The following is a 21,283-nucleotide window of genomic DNA, read 5'->3' on the forward strand; positions in this document are numbered from 1 at the left end:
TTTCCCTCACCCTTTCCTTATTCAACGATATCCAGCTTTACTTTTTTACCTTGCTTATTAACAGCTGCGTACACAACTGAGCGCAAAGCTTTTGCTGTTCGTCCGTTTTTACCAATCACTTTTCCCATATCATCCGGATGAACCGTTAATCGTAGATAGACTGTCTGATCTTCTTGATGCTCTTCAACCTTAACGGATTCCGGATCATCAACAAGTGATTGAGCTATATGTTCAACCAACGCTTTCATCACAGATCACCTCGAGAGAAAATTACTTTTGGTTTTTTGCGTTGTGAAGCTTTTCCATTAAACCTTCTTTTGAGAAAAGGTTACGAACGGTGTCAGAAGGTTTTGCACCTTTTAACATCCAGTCAAGTGCTTTGTCTTCTTTTACAGTAAACTGAGCAGGTTGAGCAATCGGGTTATACGTTCCGATTTCCTCGATGAATCTTCCATCACGTGGAGCACGTGAATCTGCTACCACTACACGGTAGACAGGAGCTTTCTTTGAACCAATACGTTTAAGTCGAATTTTAACAGCCATTTCGCTGTACACCTCCAAGATTATTTACACAATTTAGTATAATATCATCAATTCCACTTTTCTACAAGAAGTATCTTGTAGGGTGAAAATAGATTTTTTCTAAAATGGTAGCTTAAAGCCACCCATACCTTTGCCGCGTTTGCGACCTTTGCCATTTTGCATGCCCGTCATCTGCTTCATCATCTTTTTCATATCTTCAAACTGCTTCAGCAGACGATTAACATCTTGAATGGTTGTGCCGCTTCCTTTTGCAATTCGCCGGCGACGACTTCCATTCAAAATGGACGGATCCACTTTCTCTTTTTTGGTCATGGAACGCACAATCGCTTCCACACGACCAATTTGTTTCTCATCTACTTGCAAGTCTTTCATGCCTTTGGCTTTTTTCATACCAGGCATCATGCCAAGCAAGTCCTCAAGAGGTCCCATACTGCGGACCTGTTCAAGCTGTTCTAAAAAGTCGTCAAATGAAAAATCAGCGTTGCGCATCTTTTTCTCTAGCTCACGCGCTTTTTCTTCATCAACATTGGTTTGGGCTTTTTCAATGAGTGAAAGCACATCACCCATACCAAGAATACGGGAAGCCATCCGATCTGGATGGAATGGCTCAAGCTGATCAATTTTTTCACCTGTACCAGCAAATTTAATTGGCGTATTTGTCACAGCTTTTACTGAAATCGCAGCACCGCCTCGAGTATCTCCATCTAACTTAGATAAGATCACACCCGTTAAGCCAAGCTGTTCATTAAAAGTTTCTGCCACATTTACTGCATCTTGACCTGTCATTGCATCAATAACAAGTAAAATTTCATCTGGTACAACCGATTCCTTAATCTGGCTTAGCTCACCCATTAATTCTTGATCCACATGTAAGCGTCCCGCTGTATCAATCAACACATAGTCGTGATGATCTTCCTTCGCTTTGGCTACAGCCTGCTTAGCAATCTCAACAGGGCTTACTTGATCTCCCAATGAAAAGACCGGCATATCAATTTGTTTACCTAACGTCTCAAGCTGCTTGATTGCAGCCGGTCGATAGATATCCGCTGCCACTAAAAGCGGCGTACGGTTGTGTTTTTTGCGAAGATGACTCGCAAGCTTGGCTGATGCCGTTGTTTTACCGGCACCTTGTAGACCTACCATCATAATAACAGTTGGAGGCTTTGAGGAGACAGCCAACTTGCTTTGCTCTCCACCCATTAAAGCGGTGAGCTCTTCATTTACAACCTTTATGACTTGTTGACCAGGAGTTAAACTTTTCATAACGTCTTGGCCAAGTGCCTTTTCTTTTACATCAGCTATAAATTGTTTAACGACCTTAAAGTTTACATCAGCTTCCAGAAGTGCAAGCCTGACTTCGCGCATCATTTCTTTAATGTCCTGCTCGCTTACCTTACCTTTACCGCGAATCTTTGTAAGTGTACCCTGGAGCCGTTCAGCTAAGCCTTCAAATGCCATGTTACCGCCTCCTAGTCCAGTTTCCGAATCATATCTATAAGACTCTGCATCTCTTCAGGAGCCGCGTTCTGTTGAATAGCTGTTTTTAATTGAGCCAGCAGACTAGTTCGTTTCTCAAACTTCTCTAAAAGCTGCAACTTGTTTTCATATTCCTCAAGCATCGCTTCTGTTCGTTTGATATTGTCATATACTGCCTGTCGACTGACTTCAAACTGCTCGGCAATTTCACCAAGGGAAAAATCATCTAAATAATATTGGGACATATATTCGCGCTGCTTCAGAGTGAGCAGGGAATGATAGAAATCAAACAAATAGTTCATTCTGAGCGTTTTCTCTAGCACGAAGCTTCACCCCTTGTTAAGTGATTCCCCTTTACGAGAATTTATATTACAGCAGAGCGACTCCTGTGTCAAGTTTTTTTCTTAACAACGATCATCAGCTAGGATGCACGTCTTCAGGCGAATCTAACACATCCTTAAAGAGACCATAGACAAACTGATCTGCTTGGAAAGGCTGTAGGTCATCTTTTTGTTCTCCTAGTCCAACAAACTTCACCGGAATATCCAGTTCACGTTTAATGGCCATGATAATTCCGCCTTTAGCTGTTCCGTCAAGTTTTGTTAAAACAATGCCTGTAACATCTGTTGACTGACCAAATGTTTTCGCCTGGACCATTGCATTTTGACCAGTTGTTCCATCAAGAACAAGTAGTACCTCATGTGGAGCTCCAGGCACCTCACGTTCAATGACACGCTTGACCTTCTCAAGTTCGTTCATTAGGTTCACTTTATTTTGAAGACGACCTGCTGTGTCACAAAGCAATACATCTGCTCCTCGAGACTTTGCAGCTTGAATGGCATCATACATAACGGCTGCTTGGGTCTGAACCTGCTTGCTGCTTAATGACATCGGCACCTACACGCTCTCCCCATACTTCAAGCTGGTCAATTGCTCCGGCTCTGAACGTGTCTCCTGCTGCAAGCATGACCTTTTTGCCTTCTTGGGTGAGGTAATGAGCCATTTTACCAATTGAAGTTGTTTTACCCACTCCATTAACGCCAACAACAAGTACAATCGTTAACCCATCTGTTTGCAAATTCAGTTCTTGAGCTTCTTTTCCCTCATCAAGCATGCTAGCTAAGATCTCAGATATGACTGGCTGAACGTCTTTTGTAACTTTTAAGTTACGAAGCCTCACTTCATCCTTTAATTGATCAATTAATTCCATAACTGTAGACACACCCACATCAGAGCTAATTAATAGATCCTCAAGCTCTTCAAAAAAGTCCTCGTCCACTTTACGATACTTATAAACAAGCTCATTCATTTTGCCGGCAAAGGACTCACGAGTCTTTTCTAATCCAGTTTTAAATTTGTCTGTTACTTCAGTTGTTTGATTCGAAATCTTATCTTTTAGTTTCTTAAAAAAACTCACCTGTTCTCCTCCTAGTTTTCAATTAGTTCCTTTGTCTCTTCCAGTCTAACCGAAACAAGTCTAGATACTCCCGATTCTTGCATCGTTACGCCATAAAGGACATCTGCTTCTTCCATTGTGCCGCTGCGGTGTGTAATGACAATAAACTGAGTAGCAGCTGAAAAATCTTTTAAATACTGAGCAAAACGACTAACGTTTGCTTCATCAAGTGCTGCCTCAACCTCATCTAATACACAAAATGGAACAGGGCGAACCTTTAAGATGGAGAATAGCAGGGCAATCGCCGTCAATGCACGCTCTCCGCCTGAAAGTAAGGCAAGGTGCTGTAGCTTTTTACCTGGAGGTCGAGCCATAATATCAACCCCGGTCGAAAGCGTATTCGTTGGATCTGTAAGCACTAAATCTGCTTCTCCTCCGCCAAACAGCTTGCGATAGACCTCTTGGAAGTGACCACGCACTTGACTGAACGTTGCTTCAAATCGATTCGTCATCTCTTCATCCATCTCAGCAATGACTTGATGAAGGGTTTCTTTTGCTTCTTGTAAATCCTGCTGCTGTTCTACTAAAAACGAATAGCGTTCATATACACGCTCAAACTCTTCAATCGATCCGATATTTACAGGACCAAGCTCTTCAATCGTTAACTTAACTAGTTTTAATCTTGTTTTTGCATCATCAAGTGAACCATTTAGCGGATATTCTTTCACTGCCGCCTCAAAGGATAGCTCATATTCAACTCGTAGTTTTTCTAATCGGTGCTCTAAATCTACATCCAAGCGGTTCATTCTAACATCCTGATGTTTGTAATCATCATGAGCAATCGCATAGTAGCTTTGATTTCGTTTAAGTGCGTCTTCAAGCTCGGCATAACGATCATCTAGATGAGCTCGTTTCTCTTCTAGTTCTTTTAACTTCTGTTGAACCTGATCTTTCTCTTGTTTAAAATAGCGGATTTGTTCCGTGAGATTTTCTTCTCCGTTTGAGCCCTCGTCCATTGAAGAAGATAACAGGTCATACTCTTCTCGGAGATTGTTCAGATCCTTTTTAAGGTCAACAAGCTGTTGGTTATAATATTGCGCCTGTTCACTTACATGCTTCACTCGTTGCTTTGATTCTGCCTCTGATATTCGCACACCTACCAGTTGTTCTTGCAGATCTTCTCGTGAGTTCTGCTGCTGTTTTAATTGCTCTTCAAGCTTTTCAATTTCGAGCTTCCACTCATTTTGTTTTTGAGTAGCCTTTTCTAGCGATTCCGTCAAACTCGCTAATCTTGAGGCAACCGTTTGTTGTTCCTTTTGGGCGGCCGCTTCCTCACGATCCATTCGGACATACTGCTGCTCGACATTTGCTTGAGTTAGCTCTAGTTCTTTCACCTTCGAGCGCTGCTCCTGCCATTCTGATCGCTTGGATTGACTTGATTGCTGCAAAGTTGTCAGCTCATTTCGGATCTCAACCCGACTGTTCTTTTTATCTTGAATTTGCTGCTCAAGCTGATAAACACTTTTCTCAAGCTTTTCCGTTTGCAGCGTTAACTCATCAAGTTCTCGTTTTCGTCCCACAAGAGAAGACTGCTTTTGTTTCACACTACCACCTGTCATAGAACCACCAGGATTCACCACATCACCTTCTAATGTGACAATGCGAAAACGATGACCGGTACGAGCTGCTAGAATATTTGCTCCTTGTAAATCTTTTGCCACCACAATTGATCCTAATAAGTTAGCTAAAACCTGTTCATAAGAAGGGTCATAGTTCACCAAATGTAAGGCTACACCAACAAACTGATCATCATTTTCGATTAGCTGCAGCTGTGCATTTGCAATCATACGTGGTTTGACAACCGATAACGGAAGAAACGTTGCGCGCCCTAAGCGTTTTTGTTTTAAGAGTCGAATGGCATCACGCGCATTCTGTTCATTGTGCACAACAATATGCTGTGCCGCTGCACCTAAGGCTGTTTCAATTGCTAACTCATATTGCTTTTCTGTACGTATTAGTTCAGCTACAGCTCCAGCAATACCTGACAACGCTCCATCTCGAGCCTTGAGAATCTCTTTTACACCTTGGAAAAAACCGGAAAAATCGGATTCCATCTCGCGAACAGCCTCTGCTCTTGATTTGGTTTTTTGCAGGATTCGATAGGCTTCGTATAGCCGCGTTTCACTTTGCTGATAATCTTCTTCAAGCTTTGATTGGGCTGTGAGTAGCTCTTGCTCTTTATGTTCAAGCTGTTCTAGCTTCTGTTTAATCTGAGTCGCTAGATCTTGGGCTTCACGTAACTCTTTGGCAAGCGTCTCACGGCTTGTCTTTGAGTCCGCGTTTTCTTTTTGTAATCGGTCTTGCTTAAAATTCTGTTGGCGCTTTTGTTCCTCTAAATAACGCTGTTCATTTCGAATCGATGCCTGTTCATTCAGTACTTCAATATAGTCCGCTTTTAACTGATCTAATTTGGCTTCAATTCCAGGACCGGTTCCAGTTAAAATGTCTTCTAACGAACGAAGCTGCTCACGCCATTTATTCAGCTCTGCTTTTTCGTTTCGCACAAGTTCCTGCTGCTCTGCGGCTGATTTTATGAGCTGTTCGAGTTTGGCACTTTTCTCAGTAATATCTTCTTTTAATTGGTCGATGTTATGCACAGCATTTTTTTTACGCTCTTGCAGAATACCTCGACGACCCTCATTTTTTTCTAGAGCTTCACTCACAGTCAGACGATGCTCCTGAGCCGCCTGTAAAGCCTCTGCTACTGTCTTAGATTCTTCTCGACAAGTAGCAAGCGCCTCTTCTGATTGTTGGATGTGTTGCGCGTGACCCTCCAGCTGAACCTTATAAGACTCCAGCTTGTCTTTTGCTTCTGTCCAGCGAGTATGAAGGTCACTGATTTCGGCTGCGGTGATCGATATGTCTTCTTTTTTGCGCTTTTCATCTGCCTCTAAAAATTCCTTGGCAATCGATGACTGCGCGCGAAGAGGCTCTACTTGAGATTCAAGTTCATGCAAGATATCTTCCACTCTATTGACATTTTCCTGTGTCTCATTGAGTCTTTTTTCAGCCTGGATTTTTCTTGTTTTATACTTTAAAACACCAGCTGCTTCTTCAAAAATCAATCGTCGATCCTCGGATTTACTGCTTAATATTTCTTCAATTTTTCCTTGACCTATAATTGAATAAGCTTCTCGTCCAAGTCCGGAATCAAGAAACAACTCAACAATATCTTTTAATCGACATGGTTGGCGATTAAGCAAGTACTCACTCTCACCAGAGCGATACACACGCCTTGTTACGCTAACTTCACTGTAATCAATATTTAGATGTTGATCGTCATTATCAAGAATTAAGCTGACTTCTGCTACATTCACAGATTTTCTTGAATCACTACCTGCAAAAATAATGTCTTCCATTTTTGCTCCACGTAATGATTTGGCTGACTGTTCTCCCAGTACCCAAGCGAATGCTGTCTGAGATATTACTTTTTCCGCTTCCATTTGGACCAACTACCGCTGTCACACCTGGAACAAATTCTACATTTACTTGTTCAGCAAAGGATTTAAATCCTTTGACTTCTAACCGTTTGAGGAACATTCATTCCCTCCTTGCTCTATGAACTTCAAATTATAGTTTAGCATATTTTTAGTGACTTATATTAGGTTTTCTAAAGGGTGAGACAAACTGATATGAGTATGATAGGATAAGCCTTATGTAAAGAAAAAGGAGGTTCAATATGGACTTAACATTAAACACAACTGAAAATATGAATTATATGCTTAAAGAGATTGAAAACAAGCTTCAAACAGTCAATGCTGGTGCATTAAACGCCGAGAAATTTGAACCATCTACGTATGAAGACATTCGTGACATCTATGAGTGGGTTCAAAAACAACGTTCTGTTTCTGTAAGAGAAATGGAGGCAATTGTTTCTGAGCTTGGGCAGTTACGTAAATCATAACCATGTAAAAAAGGCTGTTGTCCTAATCGACAGCCTTTTTTACGTGCATTCAATCTGTAAAAATTACCTGCTCTCCACATTAGCATTTAATTTCACTAATGCTTCTTTAGCTGCCAGTTGTTCTGCTTCTTTTTTTGAACGGCCGACGCCATCTCCAAGGCTTGTTCCATTTAACTGAACCTCTGAAACAAATTCACGGTCGTAAGTTGGTCCTCGCTCTTGTACAATGACATACTGCAAGACACCAAGTCCGTCTCGTTGTATAAACTCTTGAAGCTGACTTTTAAAATCCATTTTATGCGAAAAAGCACCCTCATTAATCTTTGGATACATGGTTTGGCTAAGAAATAAATACACAGCATCCAATCCTTGATCGAGATATAACGCACCGATAAATCCTTCAAAGACATCTGCGAGTAGAGCAGGACGAACACGTCCTCCTGTTACTTCTTCCCCTTTTCCTAACAATACAAGTTTGCCAAAATCTAATTCATTTGCAAAACGGGCAAGTGATGGCTCACACACAATGGAAGCTCGAAGCTTTGTCATGTCACCTTCACTCATATTCTTGTATTTTTTGTATAGAAACTGGGAAACAGCAAGCTCAAGTACAGCATCTCCAAGGAATTCCAGTCGCTCATTATCTGTCGAGGCATATAAGCGATGCTCATTCACATAAGATGAATGAGTAAAAGCCTGAATCAACAACTTACGGTTTTCAAATGTTAATCCAGTGCGGACTAGCAGGTCATCAAATTGACGTTTTTGTTCTTCGGACAAGATAAGACGACGTCCAAGCGCCTTTTTTGTCATGATGGTTTCTTGATCTACGATAGGGTTTTGATTGATGTGGCATGGTGACCTCCAACACGGAAAATAAACGTACAAGTAAATTGTATCAAAGTTTTTACAAAAAGCTATGCAAAAGTTGCATAATACTATGGTAGATAAACAGCAAATCCCACATGGCAGTGCCACATGGGATTCAAATTATTACTGCTGGCTGTCTATGTAAGTAATGACGTCTCCAACAGTTGCAATTTTCTCTGCTTCTTCATCAGAAATTTCAATGTCAAATTCGTCTTCAAGTTCCATAACCAGTTCCACCACATCTAGTGAATCTGCTCCTAAATCATCTTTGAAAGATGCCTCAGGTTTAACTTGCGCCTCTTCGATATCAAGACGGTCGACAACAATTTTGGTTACACGTGTAAGTGTATCTGCCATGTTCATTCACCTCCTCTCAAAAAAGATTGTATCTTGGCTAGATGAATTTTAACGGCAATTGATGTTGCTGTCAAGAAGCACTTTGCCGCTGAATTCACTTTATGGCATCACTAAACCGCCATCTACATGTAAAGTTTGGCCAGTCATGTAATCTGCATCACTACTTGCAAGGAAACGGACAACAGATGCGACCTGTCGAGCTTCTCCTAGCGCCCCTAAAGGAATTTGAGTGAGATACTGTGCTTTTACATCCTCACTTAGTACTTCTGTCATATCGCTCTCTATAAAGCCTGGCGCAACGGCATTCACATGGATATTACGATTAGCAAGCTCTTTTGCCATGGATTTAGTTAATCCAATCACACCTGCTTTTGCTGCTACGTAGTTCGCCTGACCTGGGTTACCCATTACAGCAACAACTGAAGATACATTAATAATTCGACCATACCGTTGTTTCATCATCTGACGTGATACCGCTTTGGCACAATTAAATACACCTTTCAGATTTGTGTTCACAACTGCATCCCAGTCATCTTCCTTCATGCGAATCAACAGATTATCACGTGTAATCCCCGCATTATTAACTAAGATATCGATTCGTCCAAATGCTTCAATCGTTTGTTTGATTAGTGCTTGGACTTGCTCAGTATTTGCAACATCAGCCTGCACAGCAATTGCCTCTCCGCCAATTGACTTAATATCTTGAACCACTTGTTCAGCTCTTACTTGGCTGCCCGCATAGTTCACAACAATCTTTGCCCCTTTTTGGGCAAGCTCCATTGCAATGGCTTGTCCTAAACCTCTAGATGCGCCTGTTACAATTGCTACTTGATCCTGTAACATTATTCTGCCGCCTCCTTTAACTTCATCACTACGTTTTCAATACTTGCTCGATCTGAAACAGCATAGGCTGAGACATTACGGTCAATTTTTTTCATTAATCCAGTTAAGACATTCCCTGATCCTACTTCAATAAATGTATCAACACCAAGTTCAATTAAATGTTTGATACTCTCTTCCCAACGAACAGAAGAATAGACTTGTTCCACTAGTTGTTGACGAATCGCAACACCCTCGGTTGTTTCATGGGCGGTGACATTTGCAATAACCGGTATTTCACTATCATGAATGTCTTGTTCTGCTAACAACGCAGCTAGCTTTTCTGCTGCTGGTTTCATTAAACTAGAATGAAAAGGTCCACTAACTTGAAGCGGTAACACTCGTTTCGCACCAGCTTCTTTTGCTTTGACACCAGCAAGCTCAACACCTTTTGCAGTACCAGAAATGACTATCTGTCCTGGGCAATTTAAATTAGCTAGTTCGGCAACTTCTCCTGCTTCTGCTACCGCTGTTTCAATTGCACGTAAACTGTCTGCATCCAGACCAAGAACGGCAGCCATTGATCCCTCACCAAATGGAACTGCTTCTTCCATAAACAGTCCTCGGCTCCGCACTGACTGCAGGGCTGTTTCGTAAGACAATGCACCAGCCGCAGCTAACGCACTATATTCTCCCAAACTATGACCGGCCACATAATCAGGTTTAATCCCAGCTTCTTTTACTAACTCAAGCACAGCCAAACTCATAGTAACAAGGGCAGGCTGCGTGTTCTCTGTTCTTCTTAGAACCTCATCAGGTCCCTCTTTCATAATGGCACTTAGTGAATAATCTAATGTGTTGTCTGCTAGTTCAAAGATGTTTCGGCATAAAGGCTCCGTTTCAAATAAATCGGCACCCATACCTACCTTTTGAGATCCTTGTCCCGGAAATAAAAAAGCGATTTTCCCCATTTTACTCTCCCTTTTCTTCCTCAGCTTGAGGCATTTTTGCAAGCTCAGCTTTTACAAGTGCTGCTACTTGTTGCTCAACCATAAGCTTTGCTTGACGGATGGCATGAAACATGGCGGTTTCATCTGATGATCCATGAGCTTTTATGACAGGCGCTTTTAAACCAAATAGGCCAGCACCTCCATATTCGGAATAGCTCATCTTTGTACGAATATCACGAAAGCTTGGTTTCAGCACACCTGCTGCAAGCTTATTTTTCACGGATTTTGTTAATTCTTTTTTTATTAATCCAAATAGTGATGCCGCCGTACCTTCTATCGTTTTTAGCACCAAGTTTCCGGAAAAACCATCACACACAACGACATCTGCCGCTCCATCTAACAGGTCGCGCGCTTCAACATTTCCAATAAAATTCAGATCAGAATTCTCGAGAAGTGGAAACGTTTCCTTTGTCAGTTCGTTTCCCTTGCCACTCTCTGTTCCAACATTTAATAGTCCAACGCGTGGTTTTTGGACTTTTTTGACAAGCTGCATATACGTGCTGCCAATAATGGCGTGCTGCAATAAATGCTGTGGTTTTGCGTCCATATTTGCTCCAACATCCAATAACAAAAATCCACTTCCATCCATCGTTGGTAGCATCGGTGCAAGTGCGGGTCGATCAACACCTTTAATTCTCCCCACGTACAAAAGCCCAACTGTCATTAAGGCCCCGGTATTACCAGAGGAGATACAGGCATCCGCTCTACCTTCCTTCACTTCTCGCACAGCAAGAACCATGGAGGCATCTTTTTTCCGGCGAACAGCATGTGTTGGCTTATCCGTATCTTCAATCTTCTCCGTTGTATGTATAATTGAAATTCGTTCATCATTTGTCAGATGAGATCGAATGGATTGCTCATCTCCAATGAGTGTAATTTCAAGCTCTTTAAATTCTTGGATGGCTCTCATTGCCCCTTCAGTCTGTGCATTAGGAGCATGATCTCCTCCCATTGCGTCTAGAGCGATTTTCACTTGTCTTCCTCCTTCACCTTCAAGCTATAAGCTCTTTGGACTTGAACGGTACATAATAAATTCTCCTGAGAACACTTTTTCTTTCTCAACATAACTCTCAACCGTAACCATTGTTCGTTCTTTTTCAATTCGAGTCACCGTTGCTTTGGCAACAACCCGCTCACCACTATGTACCTGACGTTTAAAACGAATGGTTGCTTTGGCTGTTAACGCAAGTTCGTCATTAATCACAGCAACCGCCAACGAATTAGCTTGTGCGAATAAATAATGGCCACGAGCAATACCAGACTTACTGAATACTTCTTCTGTACTCACTTCATAAATGGAAATGGCTCGCTCATCTAATTGCAAATCAATAATCTCACCAAACACTTCTTCTGCGGAAATAGATTGCAGTTCATCAAGCTGTAGCTCTGCAACACCCTTAATCCGTTCACGTAATTCCGGGATGGACAGCTCCATACGATCAAGACGAATCGTTTGAATACTTACCTCAAAGTGAGTAGCAAGTTCTTCATCTGTCATAAATGGTTGCTGCTGCAATGTCTCCTGAAGAAGTGCTTGCCTATCCTTTTTTTTGCGTCGCATTCTTAGCTGTCCCCCTTACTCATCCTAACCTTACTAGTCTTATGACTAGGTCCTAAGACTAGTATAAACATTATCGGTCGTTTATTTCAACTGCTAATCCAATTTACCTTGATCAAGTGCACCAGTTGTCTTTAAATAATCTCTTAAGACACTGTACTCTGGGTCATTCCAAAAATGATTGGATTCTACTAAGGCGCTAGCGTCCTGCCTTGCTACCTCTAGAGTTCGGTAATCATGAACAACGTCTGCTACTTTAAAATCTGGAAGTCCACTTTGCTTTGCTCCAAAAAAATCACCAGGTCCTCGTAGTTCAAGGTCTCTTTCTGAAAGAACAAACCCATCATTTGTCTCCGTCATAATTCTCATTCGCTCGCGTCCATTTTCCGTTTTCGGGTCAGCTAATAAGACACAGTACGACTGAGCGCTTCCTCGACCAACACGTCCACGCAATTGATGTAGCTGTGCTAAACCAAAACGATCCGCATCATAAATGACCATCATCGTTGCGTTTGGGACATTCACTCCAACCTCAACAACTGTCGTTGAAACCAATACCTGCGTCTGATTTTGATCAAATGATTCCATAACCTGATCTTTTTCTTCAGAAGTAAGTCTGCCATGCATTAATCCGACATGAAATCGATCTTTAAAATAATCTGTCAGGATTTGATGAACATCTAATGCATTTTGTACATCGAGCATTTCTGATTCTTCAATTAACGGGCAAATAACATACGCCTGCCTACCTTGTGTTAATTCTTTTTCCACAAAACCTAGCACTCGCTCAAGCATATCGTGTTTTGCCCAATAGGTTTCAATTGGTTTTCTCCAAGCTGGCATTTCATCAAGAATCGATACATCCATGTCCCCAAAAACTGAGATTGCCAGTGTCCTAGGAATGGGTGTTGCTGTCATAAATAAAACATCTGCATGCTGACCTTTATTACGTAATTGTCTTCGTTGATTCACGCCAAAACGGTGTTGTTCATCGGTTATCGCAAAGCCAAGATTTTTGAATATGACATCATCTTGAATTAGTGCATGTGTTCCTACCGCTAGATCAATACGTCCTTCTGCAAGCTCTTCAAGCAGTTCACGTCGGCGTTTTCCTTTAAGAGAACCACTAAATAATTCCACTCGTTTTCCTAATGGTTCAAGCCAGCTTTTTAATGATTCAAGGTGTTGTTCAGCTAAGATTTCAGTTGGAACCATTAAAGCTGTTTGATAGCCTTCACAAATAACACCATACAAACACGCTGCCGCTACTACTGTTTTTCCTGACCCTACATCCCCCTGCAATAAGCGATTCATTTGGTAAGGAGAGGCTACATCCTTAATTACCTCTTGAATCACACGTTGTTGTGCATTGGTCAATGGAAAAGGTAGCGATGAGGTAAAGGTATGAATATGCTCAGACTTAATATAGATGGACTGACCACTATTTTGCTCTCGTTGATTTTTCTTAAATAATTGCATCTTTAATTGAAAATAAAGAAACTCCTCATAGACCATTCTGCGTCTGGCCTGTTTTATCGCATGTTGGCCTGATGGATGATGAAGCTCTTGAACGGTTTCTTGTTTGTTCAATAATTTATATTTTGTCCTAACAGCTTCTGGCAATGGCTCTGGTAGATCCGCACCAAATTGCTTTAATGCAGATGAAATAGCAGCCTTTAGCATTTTACTAGTGACAGTACCTGAAGCAGAATATACCGGTTCAATGGTTTGTTCCTGCTGCATGACTCCTTTATGCAATTCTGTACCAGTGATCGTCATTCGATGCCGGTCCCATTTCCCTGATACAGTCACCTCAGCACCAAGTGATAGCTGATTCTTCAAAAATCCTCGATTAAAAAACGTAACGGTAACAAGTAATCTACCTACTAGCATTCGAAAAGAAAGACGATTCTTTTTCTTTCCATAGTAGCGGACGGATGGTTCACTATGGATCGCACCCACAACTGTCACTCGTTCGTCATGCTCTGCGGTTTGTAGATCTTTTAGCTTATAATCCTCATAGCGAAAAGGGAAATACTCCAGAAGATCTCCAACCGTTCGTAACTTTAAACCTTCAAACAGTTTGGCTTTCTCTTCACCAATTCCATGCACGTCTAAAATAGAACGTTCATACGGTCTTATATTCATTTATCCATTGACACTCCAAAAATTTCAGCTTCAAGACGACGACCAGTTGGTGTAGCCGCCAGTCCACCTTGCGCCGTTTCCTTAAGGGCAACAGGCATGGTTTGTCCAATTCGATACATAGCATCAATGACTTCATCACATGGAATACGACTTTTTATTCCAGCTAGCGCCATATCTGCAGCTGTGATCGCGACTGATGCTCCCATCGCATTACGCTTCACACAGGGTACCTCTACTAAGCCAGCTACTGGATCACATACAAGCCCAAGTAGATTTTTCAAGGCAATAGCTAAGGCTTCAGCAGATTGCTGTGGCGTGCCTCCAGCAAGCTCTACTAACGCAGCAGCAGCCATGCCCGAAGCAGAACCCACCTCAGCTTGACAGCCACCCGCAGCACCTGAAATGGACGCATTGTTAGCCACAACAAATCCAAAGGCTCCCGCGGCAAATAAGTAGTGAATCATTTGTTCGTCTGTTGGCTGCAATTTAGCTTTCATGCCAAATAAAACACCCGGAACAACTCCAGAAGCACCCGCGGTAGGAGTTGCACAAATGATCCCCATCGCTGCATTCACTTCATTCGTTGCCATCGCTTTACTCACAGAATCTAATAAAAAGTCGCCACCAAGTGTTTGTCCTTTAGCAATATATTCTTGTAGAAGCTTAGCATCTCCACCTGTTAAACCAGAAACGGATTTAATATCTTCAGATGTTCCTCTTTTCACAGCTGCTTTCATTACCTCTAGATTCTTTCTCATCTGTTCAAAGACTTGTTCTCTTGATCGCCCAGTTTCTTCTACCTCTTGTCTGATCATGACCTCAGAAATAGAAATCCCGTCAAACTCTGCTAATTCAACTAGCTCTGCTGCATTACGAAACATGCAAGTTCCCCCTTTATCCTTATTCGTAAATATTAGAAACCAGTTTAATATGCGGAAGTGACTTCAGTTCATCAAGCAACTTCTGCTCAACATTTTGGTCTACTTCCATCACCATAAGGGCTTCTTCCCCTTTTTCTCTTCGTGATACTTCCATATGGCCAATGTTCATCTCATACTTTGCTAAAAGATTTGAGACTGCCGCTATCACTCCATAACGATCATGATGGACCACAAAAATGGCAGGATGATTCCCTGATAAACGTAGTTTAAAGCCATTCATTTCAATAACTTCTATCTTACCGCCACCTATTGAGATCCCAACAAGCTCCAAACTTTTCTGTTCATTCTTCAACACAACTCTCATTGTATTAGGATGATCTGTAACCGCCTCTTCTTCATGAAAATGAACGGTTATTCCAGCCTGTTTTGCTAGATTTTCAGACTCAGGAATTCGGGGATCATAGGTATCAAAATCAAGAATCCCGCCAACAACCGCCACGTCCGTACCATGCCCTTTATATGTTTGGGCAAAGGAACCATAGAGGTGAATGTCTGCCTGTTTTGGGTCATCGCCAAATAACGTACGAGCGACTCGTCCAATTCTTGCTGCGCCTGCAGTGTGAGAACTAGAAGGTCCAATCATAATTGGACCAATAATATCAAATACAGTCCGATACTTCATATCTCTGCTCCTTATCCTTCTTTAGTAAAAAAAGACCGACCTGAATGAAAGCGTCAGCCTTTTTGCAAATTTATTTTACAGATGCTTTTGTGCAAGATATTGAGACAGTGCCTGGCCCAACATGAGCTCCAATAACGGCACCAATTGATGTTACCACATCTGACTCAACCTGGCACTCCTGTTTCACTCGCTCTATCAGTTCTTTCGCAAATTCTTCATTAAGAGCGTGAGAAGCACCGATATGAATAGGTGAATCTCCATACTGGTCTTTTATCGCTTCAATGATTCGAGAGACTGCCTTTTTTGGACCTCTCGCTTTATCAAACGGATAAACCTCACCCTCTTTTGATAACGAGAGAATCGGCTTTACTTTTAGTAAGGATCCCAATATGGCTGATGCCTTCCCTATTCGACCGTTTTTCTGTAAAAATTGAAGGGTATCGACGAGAAAATAAACCGTTGTATCGTGAGTCAATTCTTCTAATCTTGCTTCTAGATCAGCTAGTGGCTTATTCTCATAAGCTAGTCTTGCCATCTCTGAAACAATAAGGCCGATTGCATAAGAAGCTTGACGTGAATCAATCACTCTAATATCTAGTTCATCCTCAAGGTTTGCACGAGCTATAGTTGCGGACTGATACGTTCCACTAAGCTTGGAAGAGAGATGAATCGAAAAAACGACCTCTGCTCCATCAGATTGAAGCGACCTATACAATTGTTCAAATTGATGTGGTGTTGGTTGAGATGTAGTTGGTATCACATCGTCACGCTCTAGCTTCTCATAAAAAGCACTTGAACTTAATGTTACCCCGTCCTCATACGATTCTGTTTCAGAGAAAACAACGTTTAATGGAATGACATCTATATTCCACTTTTCAGCAATCTCTTTTGGAATATCAGCTGTACTGTCGGTGACAATCCGTATCGTTGACATGAGTCACACACCCCTTCTTATCATCGCTTCTTTTTTATTCAACAGAGAAAATATAGGAATATAAAGGTTGGCCACCTTTATGAATATCTAGTTCGACATCTGCAAATTGATTTTCAAGATAGCTGATTAACTCATCTGTTTCACGTTCCGATGCGTCTTCCCCAGCTAACACCGTCACCATCTCACTATCTTCATCAATCATATGAGCGAGAAGCTCCTTAGCAGCTTCTAATAAGTCAGTATGAGTGTTGACAATCTTTTTCTCTGAAATTCCAATAAAATCATCTTTATTGATTTTCAGGCCTTCGATTTGAGTATCTCTAACCGCATACGTAATCTGTCCTGATTTCACAGATTTCATTGCTTCCTTCATATGCGATGCATTTTTTTCAATATCAATCGAAGGATTAAAAGCAAGTAACGCTGCAAGACCTTGAGGCACTGTTTTAGATGGAATGACAACGGCTTTCGCATCTACAACTTCAGCTGCCTGTTCAGCAGCCATTATGATATTCCCGTTATTAGGAAGGATTAAGATGTTTTTGGCATTCACTTTATTAATGGCATCAACAATATCCTCAGTACTCGGATTCATTGTTTGTCCGCCTTGAATGACCTCTCCTGCTCCGAGTCCTTTGAATAGCTTAGAAACTCCTTCGCCCATCGAAACGGTTACAATTCCAAATTCACTTTTAACTGTTTCTTTTTGTTCAGGCACAGAATCAGATTCACCGTAAAAGGCTTGTGTTTCATCAAGCAGATGAGTATGCTGCTCTCTCATGTTTTCGATCTTAATATTAATAAAATCACCGTAACGCTGAGCACGAGCTAGAACCTCTCCAGGATATTCTGCATGGATATGTACTTTAAGCAGATCTTCATCAGAGACTACTAATAGCGAGTCGCCAATCTCACTTAACTCGTTACGAAAATCTTCTTCTACAAACGCATTTTTTTCTAATTGTTTCTCATCAAAACGTACCATCACTTCTGTACAGTAGCCAAACTCGATATCTTCCGTTGACATCTGACTTTGAGCAGAATGTTGGTGATGCTCAATTTTAACTAGGTCAGCCATATTCGGTGTCACTGGCTGCTGATTCTTTAGCTTCTTTCCTTGAAGCACTGCTAAAAACCCTTCATAAATGTAAAGTAACCCTTGACCACCTGAGTCAACTACACCTACTTCTTTTAATACTGGAAGTAAATCAGGAGTTCGCTTTAGAGAAGCTTTTGCTTCTTTCACAACGTCACTCATCACAGCAATAATGTCATCATTCTTTTTAGCTGTTTTAACAGCCTGTCTAGCAGCATCCTTCGCTACAGTAAGAATCGTGCCTTCAACAGGTTTAATAACAGCCTTATATGCCGTTTCTACTCCCTTTTCAAAGGCCGTAGCAAGATCTTCGGCAGTTAATGCTTGTTTTCCTTCAACAGCTTTTGAGAACCCTCTGAAAAGTTGAGAAAGGATAACACCCGAATTGCCTCTAGCCCCCATTAACAGACCTTTAGCAAAGGAAGCTGCAATAAGACCAGCGTCCTTTGCTTTTTGTGATTGTACCTCTTTGACTCCTGAGGTAATCGATAAATTCATATTTGTTCCTGTATCTCCATCTGGTACAGGGAACACATTAAGTGAATCAACAATCTTAACATGTCTTGATAAATTCTCTGCCCCCTCAATATACATCTGAGCAAGCTTATTTGCTTCTAGTCTCTTAACCGTCACTACCATTTCCTCCTAACCGCCCCTAAGTGTTTAACACTCGAACACCTTGCACAAAAATATTAACAGATCCAACATCTAATCCAAGCATCTGTTCTAGTTGATATTTCACTTTAGTTTGCACGTTATGTGCGACCTCTGAAATTTTTGTTCCATAACTTACGATGATATACATATCAATATGGATGTCCTCTTCTACTTCACGAATGACCACACCTCGGCGGAAATTTTCTTTTCCTAGTAAATCAGACAGACCATCTTTTATTTGTTTTTGTGAAGCCATGCCAACGATGCCATAGCAGTCTACCGCTGCGCCACCGGCTACGGTTGCCACAACGTCTCTTGAAACATCTACCATTCCAAGTTGTGTTTTCATTTCAATAGACATACTTATCCTCCTTTAAGAACTGCACATTAGCTTCATTTTACTATACATTAAGTGAATATGAAAGAAGCAATGGAGTGTCAAGGATTAAACCTTGATAAAGTTCTTACAATCTATTGCTTTCTTTTTATGCCTATGCTAAGATATTCAGGTATGAATTGGACTCATCACTTGGTTGAATGAATAAGGAGGTGCAAGTCATGGCCCGTGTTTGTTATATTACAGGCAAAAAAGCTCGTACAGGTAATAAGCGTTCTCACGCTTTAAACAAAACTAAACGCCGTTGGGGAGTAAACGTACAAAAGGTACGTATTCTTGTTGACGGTAAGCCGAAACGTGTTTACGTTTCAGCTCGTGCGCTAAAATCAGGAAAAGTACAACGTGTTTAATTGAACCTAGCAAAAAAGCACCGTTAATTCGGTGCTTTTTTGCTAGGCTTTTTTAAATGAACTAAGCACGGCCCGCACGAATCCACCGATAAATTTGGGCAGCTTGATGGTATAAAACTTCATGGCTCCTCCTCCTTAGCGAAAATCGCCAAAACGAGCTAATCATCACAAACTGAATTTAACAGATCTCACAATCACCCACTAATCAGTCACTCTTATTACTTATCACTTACAAGGGCAAACTATTCCTACTTTCGTAAAAGAGAATGAATAAAGTGTTAGTTGTCTTCCAGAACAGCCAAGCTATTCTTTACCATCATGCTATGCCCGACAAATCAAAAAAAGAACTAGAATTACGTTTCAGACTGTGCGTTTCTTAACTCTTGAATGGCTTGATAACGGTCTGCTTTTCCAAACACAGCTGATCCTGCAACAAGGACATTAGCACCTGCATCAATACAAGCTTGAGCTGTTTGGGGATTCACTCCTCCATCAACCTCAATTTCAAATGAATACCCAGCATTTTTACTATATGCAGCTAACTCACGAATATTGCCTAGAACACTATGAATAAACTGTTGGCCACCAAAACCAGGATTCACAGACATTTGCAAAACCAAATCTACATCTTGGAGAATCGGGACAACTGATTGCACAGGAGTTGCAGGATTTAAAACAACCCCAGCTTTAACACCTTGTTCTTTAATTAATTGAATCGTTCGGTGTAAATGAGTGCATGCTTCCACATGAACCGAAATAATATCTGCGCCAGCTTTAGCGAATTCAGCTATGTATTGGTCAGGATTATCAAGCATTAGGTGCACGTCCAATGGAAGCTTTGTCACTGGTCGAATCGCTTCCACAATTAGTGGTCCTATTGTTAAATTAGGGACAAAATGTCCATCCATTGCATCAATATGGACATAATCCGCACCTGCTGCATCGATATCTTGAATTTCTGATCCTAGTTTTGCAAAGTCTGCTGATAAAATAGAAGGAGCAATTTTTATCATCATCAGTATCTCCTTTTTCGTTGATTGATTTCTTCCAAAAATGTTAGGTAATGTTCATAGCGATAAGATTGAATTTGACCTTCTTCTACTGCCACCTTCACCGCACATTTTGGCTCTGAAGTGTGCAGACATCCTCGAAATTTGCAATCTGGCATTCTTGAAGCCATTTCCGGAAAATATAAAGCCAAATCTTCTGCTTCTATGTCTGTAAATTCTACTGAACTAAAACCTGGTGTATCGGCTACAAGCCCCGAACCAATCGAAAGTAATTCCACATGACGGGTCGTATGCTTACCTCTACCAAGGTGAGTTGAAATTTTGTCCGTTTCGATATCTAAGTTTGGTTTTAATGCATTCAGCAAAGAGGATTTGCCTACACCAGACTGGCCAGCAACAACAGACATACGGTCATTAAGATCCGGAAGAAGCCACTGCACACCTTGCTCGGCTACATTAGACGTGAGCCTCACACGATAACCAATGTCTTGATAATGCTCCTTATACGTCTGAATCTCTTCTTCTTGTTTTGTCGTTAGCAGATCCATTTTACTAATAATAATAACTGGTTCTATTTGTGCCGCTTCAATATGAACTAAAAAACGATCAAGTAGATGAGTACTAAAATCTGGCTCTAATGCCGAGAACACAAGCAGTGCTTGATCCACATTTGCAATAGACGGTCGAATTAACTCATTTTTTCGTTCCAACAACTCCATAATATAACCATCAGTCTTGTTTTCAGCTTCATATTCGACATAATCACCAACAAGTGGTTTCCGCTTTTGTTTACGGAATAATCCTCTTCCCCTGCATTGAATATACAAGTCTTGATCTTGTACATAATAAAATCCGCTGAGAGACTTTACGATTAAACCATTTGGCATAAAAACCTTCTTTCTATTCCATTAGTTGTTTCGAAAAACAAAGGGCGGGCAAATGCCCAAGCCCTTGTTATTCATACGTTCGTTCTTCCGAATTTTTTATGAGCTCGCCATCTATATAGAGATCAAATGATCCTGTATAGCTTGGACTCACCCGCAGTGGAATAACATATGTCTTTGACTCTGTAACCTCTTCTTCAACAAACACTTCGTCTTCACCTTCAGTGGTCGCATCACGGTAAACGATACGA

General features: G+C 41.3%; 22 protein-coding genes and 2 pseudogenes. 2 read left to right on the top strand and 22 right to left on the bottom strand.

The annotated features are described in order from the left end of the window. Positions 1–17 precede the first annotated feature (17 nt). From NDM98_RS04065 to smc, 6 genes and pseudogenes are all read right to left on the bottom strand, one after another. Positions 18–248, bottom strand: coding sequence for a KH domain-containing protein (locus tag NDM98_RS04065; protein ID WP_251604818.1), 231 nt, complete (start codon positions 246–248; stop codon positions 18–20). 22 nt (positions 249–270) lie between these two features. Continuing rightward, a complete protein-coding gene (rpsP, locus tag NDM98_RS04070; RefSeq protein ID WP_251604820.1) occupies positions 271–543 on the bottom strand; it encodes a 30S ribosomal protein S16 in 273 nt (90 codons plus the stop codon). Positions 544–642: 99 nt separating this feature from the next. Further along, positions 643–2,001 (bottom strand): signal recognition particle protein, encoded by a 1,359-nt coding sequence (gene ffh / locus NDM98_RS04075; RefSeq protein WP_251604822.1) that lies wholly within the window; start codon positions 1,999–2,001, stop codon positions 643–645. Positions 2,002–2,012: 11 nt separating this feature from the next. Further along, the gene (locus NDM98_RS04080; protein ID WP_251604825.1) at positions 2,013–2,342 is read right to left on the bottom strand and encodes a putative DNA-binding protein; all 330 of its coding nucleotides are present in this window, start codon (positions 2,340–2,342) and stop codon (positions 2,013–2,015) included. A gap of 94 nt (positions 2,343–2,436) precedes the next feature. Further along, a pseudogene (ftsY, locus tag NDM98_RS04085) lies at positions 2,437–3,436 on the bottom strand (signal recognition particle-docking protein FtsY). A gap of 11 nt (positions 3,437–3,447) precedes the next feature. Continuing rightward, a pseudogene (gene smc / locus NDM98_RS04090) lies at positions 3,448–7,015 on the bottom strand (chromosome segregation protein SMC). 139 nt (positions 7,016–7,154) lie between these two features. Between smc and NDM98_RS04095 the strand changes: the two are divergent. Next, positions 7,155–7,379, top strand: a complete 225-nt coding sequence (locus NDM98_RS04095) for a DUF1128 domain-containing protein (RefSeq protein WP_251604826.1) — start codon at positions 7,155–7,157, stop codon at positions 7,377–7,379. A gap of 63 nt (positions 7,380–7,442) precedes the next feature. Here the strand turns inward: NDM98_RS04095 and rnc are convergent, their stop codons facing one another. The 12 genes from rnc to NDM98_RS04155 all read right to left on the bottom strand — a co-directional run bounded on the left by rnc (position 7,443) and on the right by NDM98_RS04155 (position 18,752). Then, positions 7,443–8,192: a ribonuclease III gene (rnc, locus tag NDM98_RS04100; RefSeq protein ID WP_251604827.1), complete on the bottom strand. Its 750-nt coding sequence runs from the start codon at positions 8,190–8,192 to the stop codon at positions 7,443–7,445. A gap of 180 nt (positions 8,193–8,372) precedes the next feature. After that, entirely contained in the window at positions 8,373–8,606 is a 234-nt protein-coding gene (gene acpP / locus NDM98_RS04105) for an acyl carrier protein (RefSeq protein ID WP_251604828.1), read from the bottom strand. A 99-nt stretch (positions 8,607–8,705) separates the two neighbouring features. After that, positions 8,706–9,449 carry a 3-oxoacyl-[acyl-carrier-protein] reductase gene (fabG, locus tag NDM98_RS04110; RefSeq protein WP_251604829.1) on the bottom strand — a complete coding sequence of 248 codons (744 nt, stop codon included), beginning with the start codon at positions 9,447–9,449 and terminating at the stop codon, positions 8,706–8,708. Then, on the bottom strand, positions 9,449–10,396 hold the full coding sequence (gene fabD, locus NDM98_RS04115; protein ID WP_251604830.1) for an ACP S-malonyltransferase: 948 nt from the start codon (positions 10,394–10,396) through the stop codon (positions 9,449–9,451). Before fabD ends, fabG begins: the two co-directional genes overlap by 1 nt. Position 10,397: 1 nt before the next feature. Next, entirely contained in the window at positions 10,398–11,408 is a 1,011-nt protein-coding gene (gene plsX / locus NDM98_RS04120) for a phosphate acyltransferase PlsX (RefSeq protein ID WP_251604831.1), read from the bottom strand. Positions 11,409–11,432: 24 nt separating this feature from the next. Continuing rightward, positions 11,433–11,996 (bottom strand): transcription factor FapR, encoded by a 564-nt coding sequence (gene fapR / locus NDM98_RS04125; RefSeq protein ID WP_251604833.1) that lies wholly within the window; start codon positions 11,994–11,996, stop codon positions 11,433–11,435. A gap of 93 nt (positions 11,997–12,089) precedes the next feature. After that, positions 12,090–14,141, bottom strand: coding sequence for an ATP-dependent DNA helicase RecG (gene recG / locus NDM98_RS04130; protein WP_251604835.1), 2,052 nt, complete (start codon positions 14,139–14,141; stop codon positions 12,090–12,092). Continuing rightward, positions 14,138–15,022, bottom strand: coding sequence for an L-serine ammonia-lyase, iron-sulfur-dependent, subunit alpha (sdaAA, locus tag NDM98_RS04135; protein WP_251604838.1), 885 nt, complete (start codon positions 15,020–15,022; stop codon positions 14,138–14,140). The genes recG and sdaAA overlap by 4 nt, the downstream gene beginning before the upstream one ends. A gap of 19 nt (positions 15,023–15,041) precedes the next feature. Continuing rightward, the gene (sdaAB, locus tag NDM98_RS04140) at positions 15,042–15,704 is read right to left on the bottom strand and encodes an L-serine ammonia-lyase, iron-sulfur-dependent subunit beta (protein ID WP_251604840.1); all 663 of its coding nucleotides are present in this window, start codon (positions 15,702–15,704) and stop codon (positions 15,042–15,044) included. A gap of 70 nt (positions 15,705–15,774) precedes the next feature. Further along, positions 15,775–16,638, bottom strand: coding sequence for a fatty acid kinase binding subunit FakB (gene fakB / locus NDM98_RS04145; protein ID WP_251604842.1), 864 nt, complete (start codon positions 16,636–16,638; stop codon positions 15,775–15,777). Between the two features lie 34 nt (positions 16,639–16,672). After that, entirely contained in the window at positions 16,673–18,367 is a 1,695-nt protein-coding gene (fakA, locus tag NDM98_RS04150) for a fatty acid kinase ATP-binding subunit FakA (RefSeq protein WP_373370354.1), read from the bottom strand. Between the two features lie 22 nt (positions 18,368–18,389). Next, positions 18,390–18,752 (bottom strand): Asp23/Gls24 family envelope stress response protein, encoded by a 363-nt coding sequence (locus NDM98_RS04155; RefSeq protein ID WP_203087286.1) that lies wholly within the window; start codon positions 18,750–18,752, stop codon positions 18,390–18,392. 197 nt (positions 18,753–18,949) lie between these two features. On the opposite strand from NDM98_RS04155, the gene rpmB reads away from it, so the two are divergent. Beyond that, positions 18,950–19,138: a 50S ribosomal protein L28 gene (gene rpmB / locus NDM98_RS04160; protein WP_251604846.1), complete on the top strand. Its 189-nt coding sequence runs from the start codon at positions 18,950–18,952 to the stop codon at positions 19,136–19,138. A 42-nt stretch (positions 19,139–19,180) separates the two neighbouring features. Here the strand turns inward: rpmB and spoVM are convergent, their stop codons facing one another. The 4 genes from spoVM to NDM98_RS04180 form a co-directional block, all read right to left on the bottom strand. Then, positions 19,181–19,261, bottom strand: a complete 81-nt coding sequence (gene spoVM / locus NDM98_RS04165) for a stage V sporulation protein SpoVM (protein WP_251608929.1) — start codon at positions 19,259–19,261, stop codon at positions 19,181–19,183. A gap of 230 nt (positions 19,262–19,491) precedes the next feature. Then, positions 19,492–20,151: a ribulose-phosphate 3-epimerase gene (rpe, locus tag NDM98_RS04170; RefSeq protein WP_251608932.1), complete on the bottom strand. Its 660-nt coding sequence runs from the start codon at positions 20,149–20,151 to the stop codon at positions 19,492–19,494. A 2-nt stretch (positions 20,152–20,153) separates the two neighbouring features. Beyond that, entirely contained in the window at positions 20,154–21,035 is an 882-nt protein-coding gene (gene rsgA / locus NDM98_RS04175; protein ID WP_251604848.1) for a ribosome small subunit-dependent GTPase A, read from the bottom strand. A 67-nt stretch (positions 21,036–21,102) separates the two neighbouring features. Next, positions 21,103–21,240 carry a hypothetical protein gene (locus NDM98_RS04180; RefSeq protein WP_251604850.1) on the bottom strand — a complete coding sequence of 46 codons (138 nt, stop codon included), beginning with the start codon at positions 21,238–21,240 and terminating at the stop codon, positions 21,103–21,105. Between the last annotated feature and the right edge of the window lie 43 nt (positions 21,241–21,283).

It is taken from the genome of Alkalicoccobacillus plakortidis, assembly GCF_023703085.1.
In the GTDB taxonomy this organism is placed as follows: domain Bacteria; phylum Bacillota; class Bacilli; order Bacillales; family Bacillaceae_D; genus Alkalicoccobacillus; species Alkalicoccobacillus plakortidis.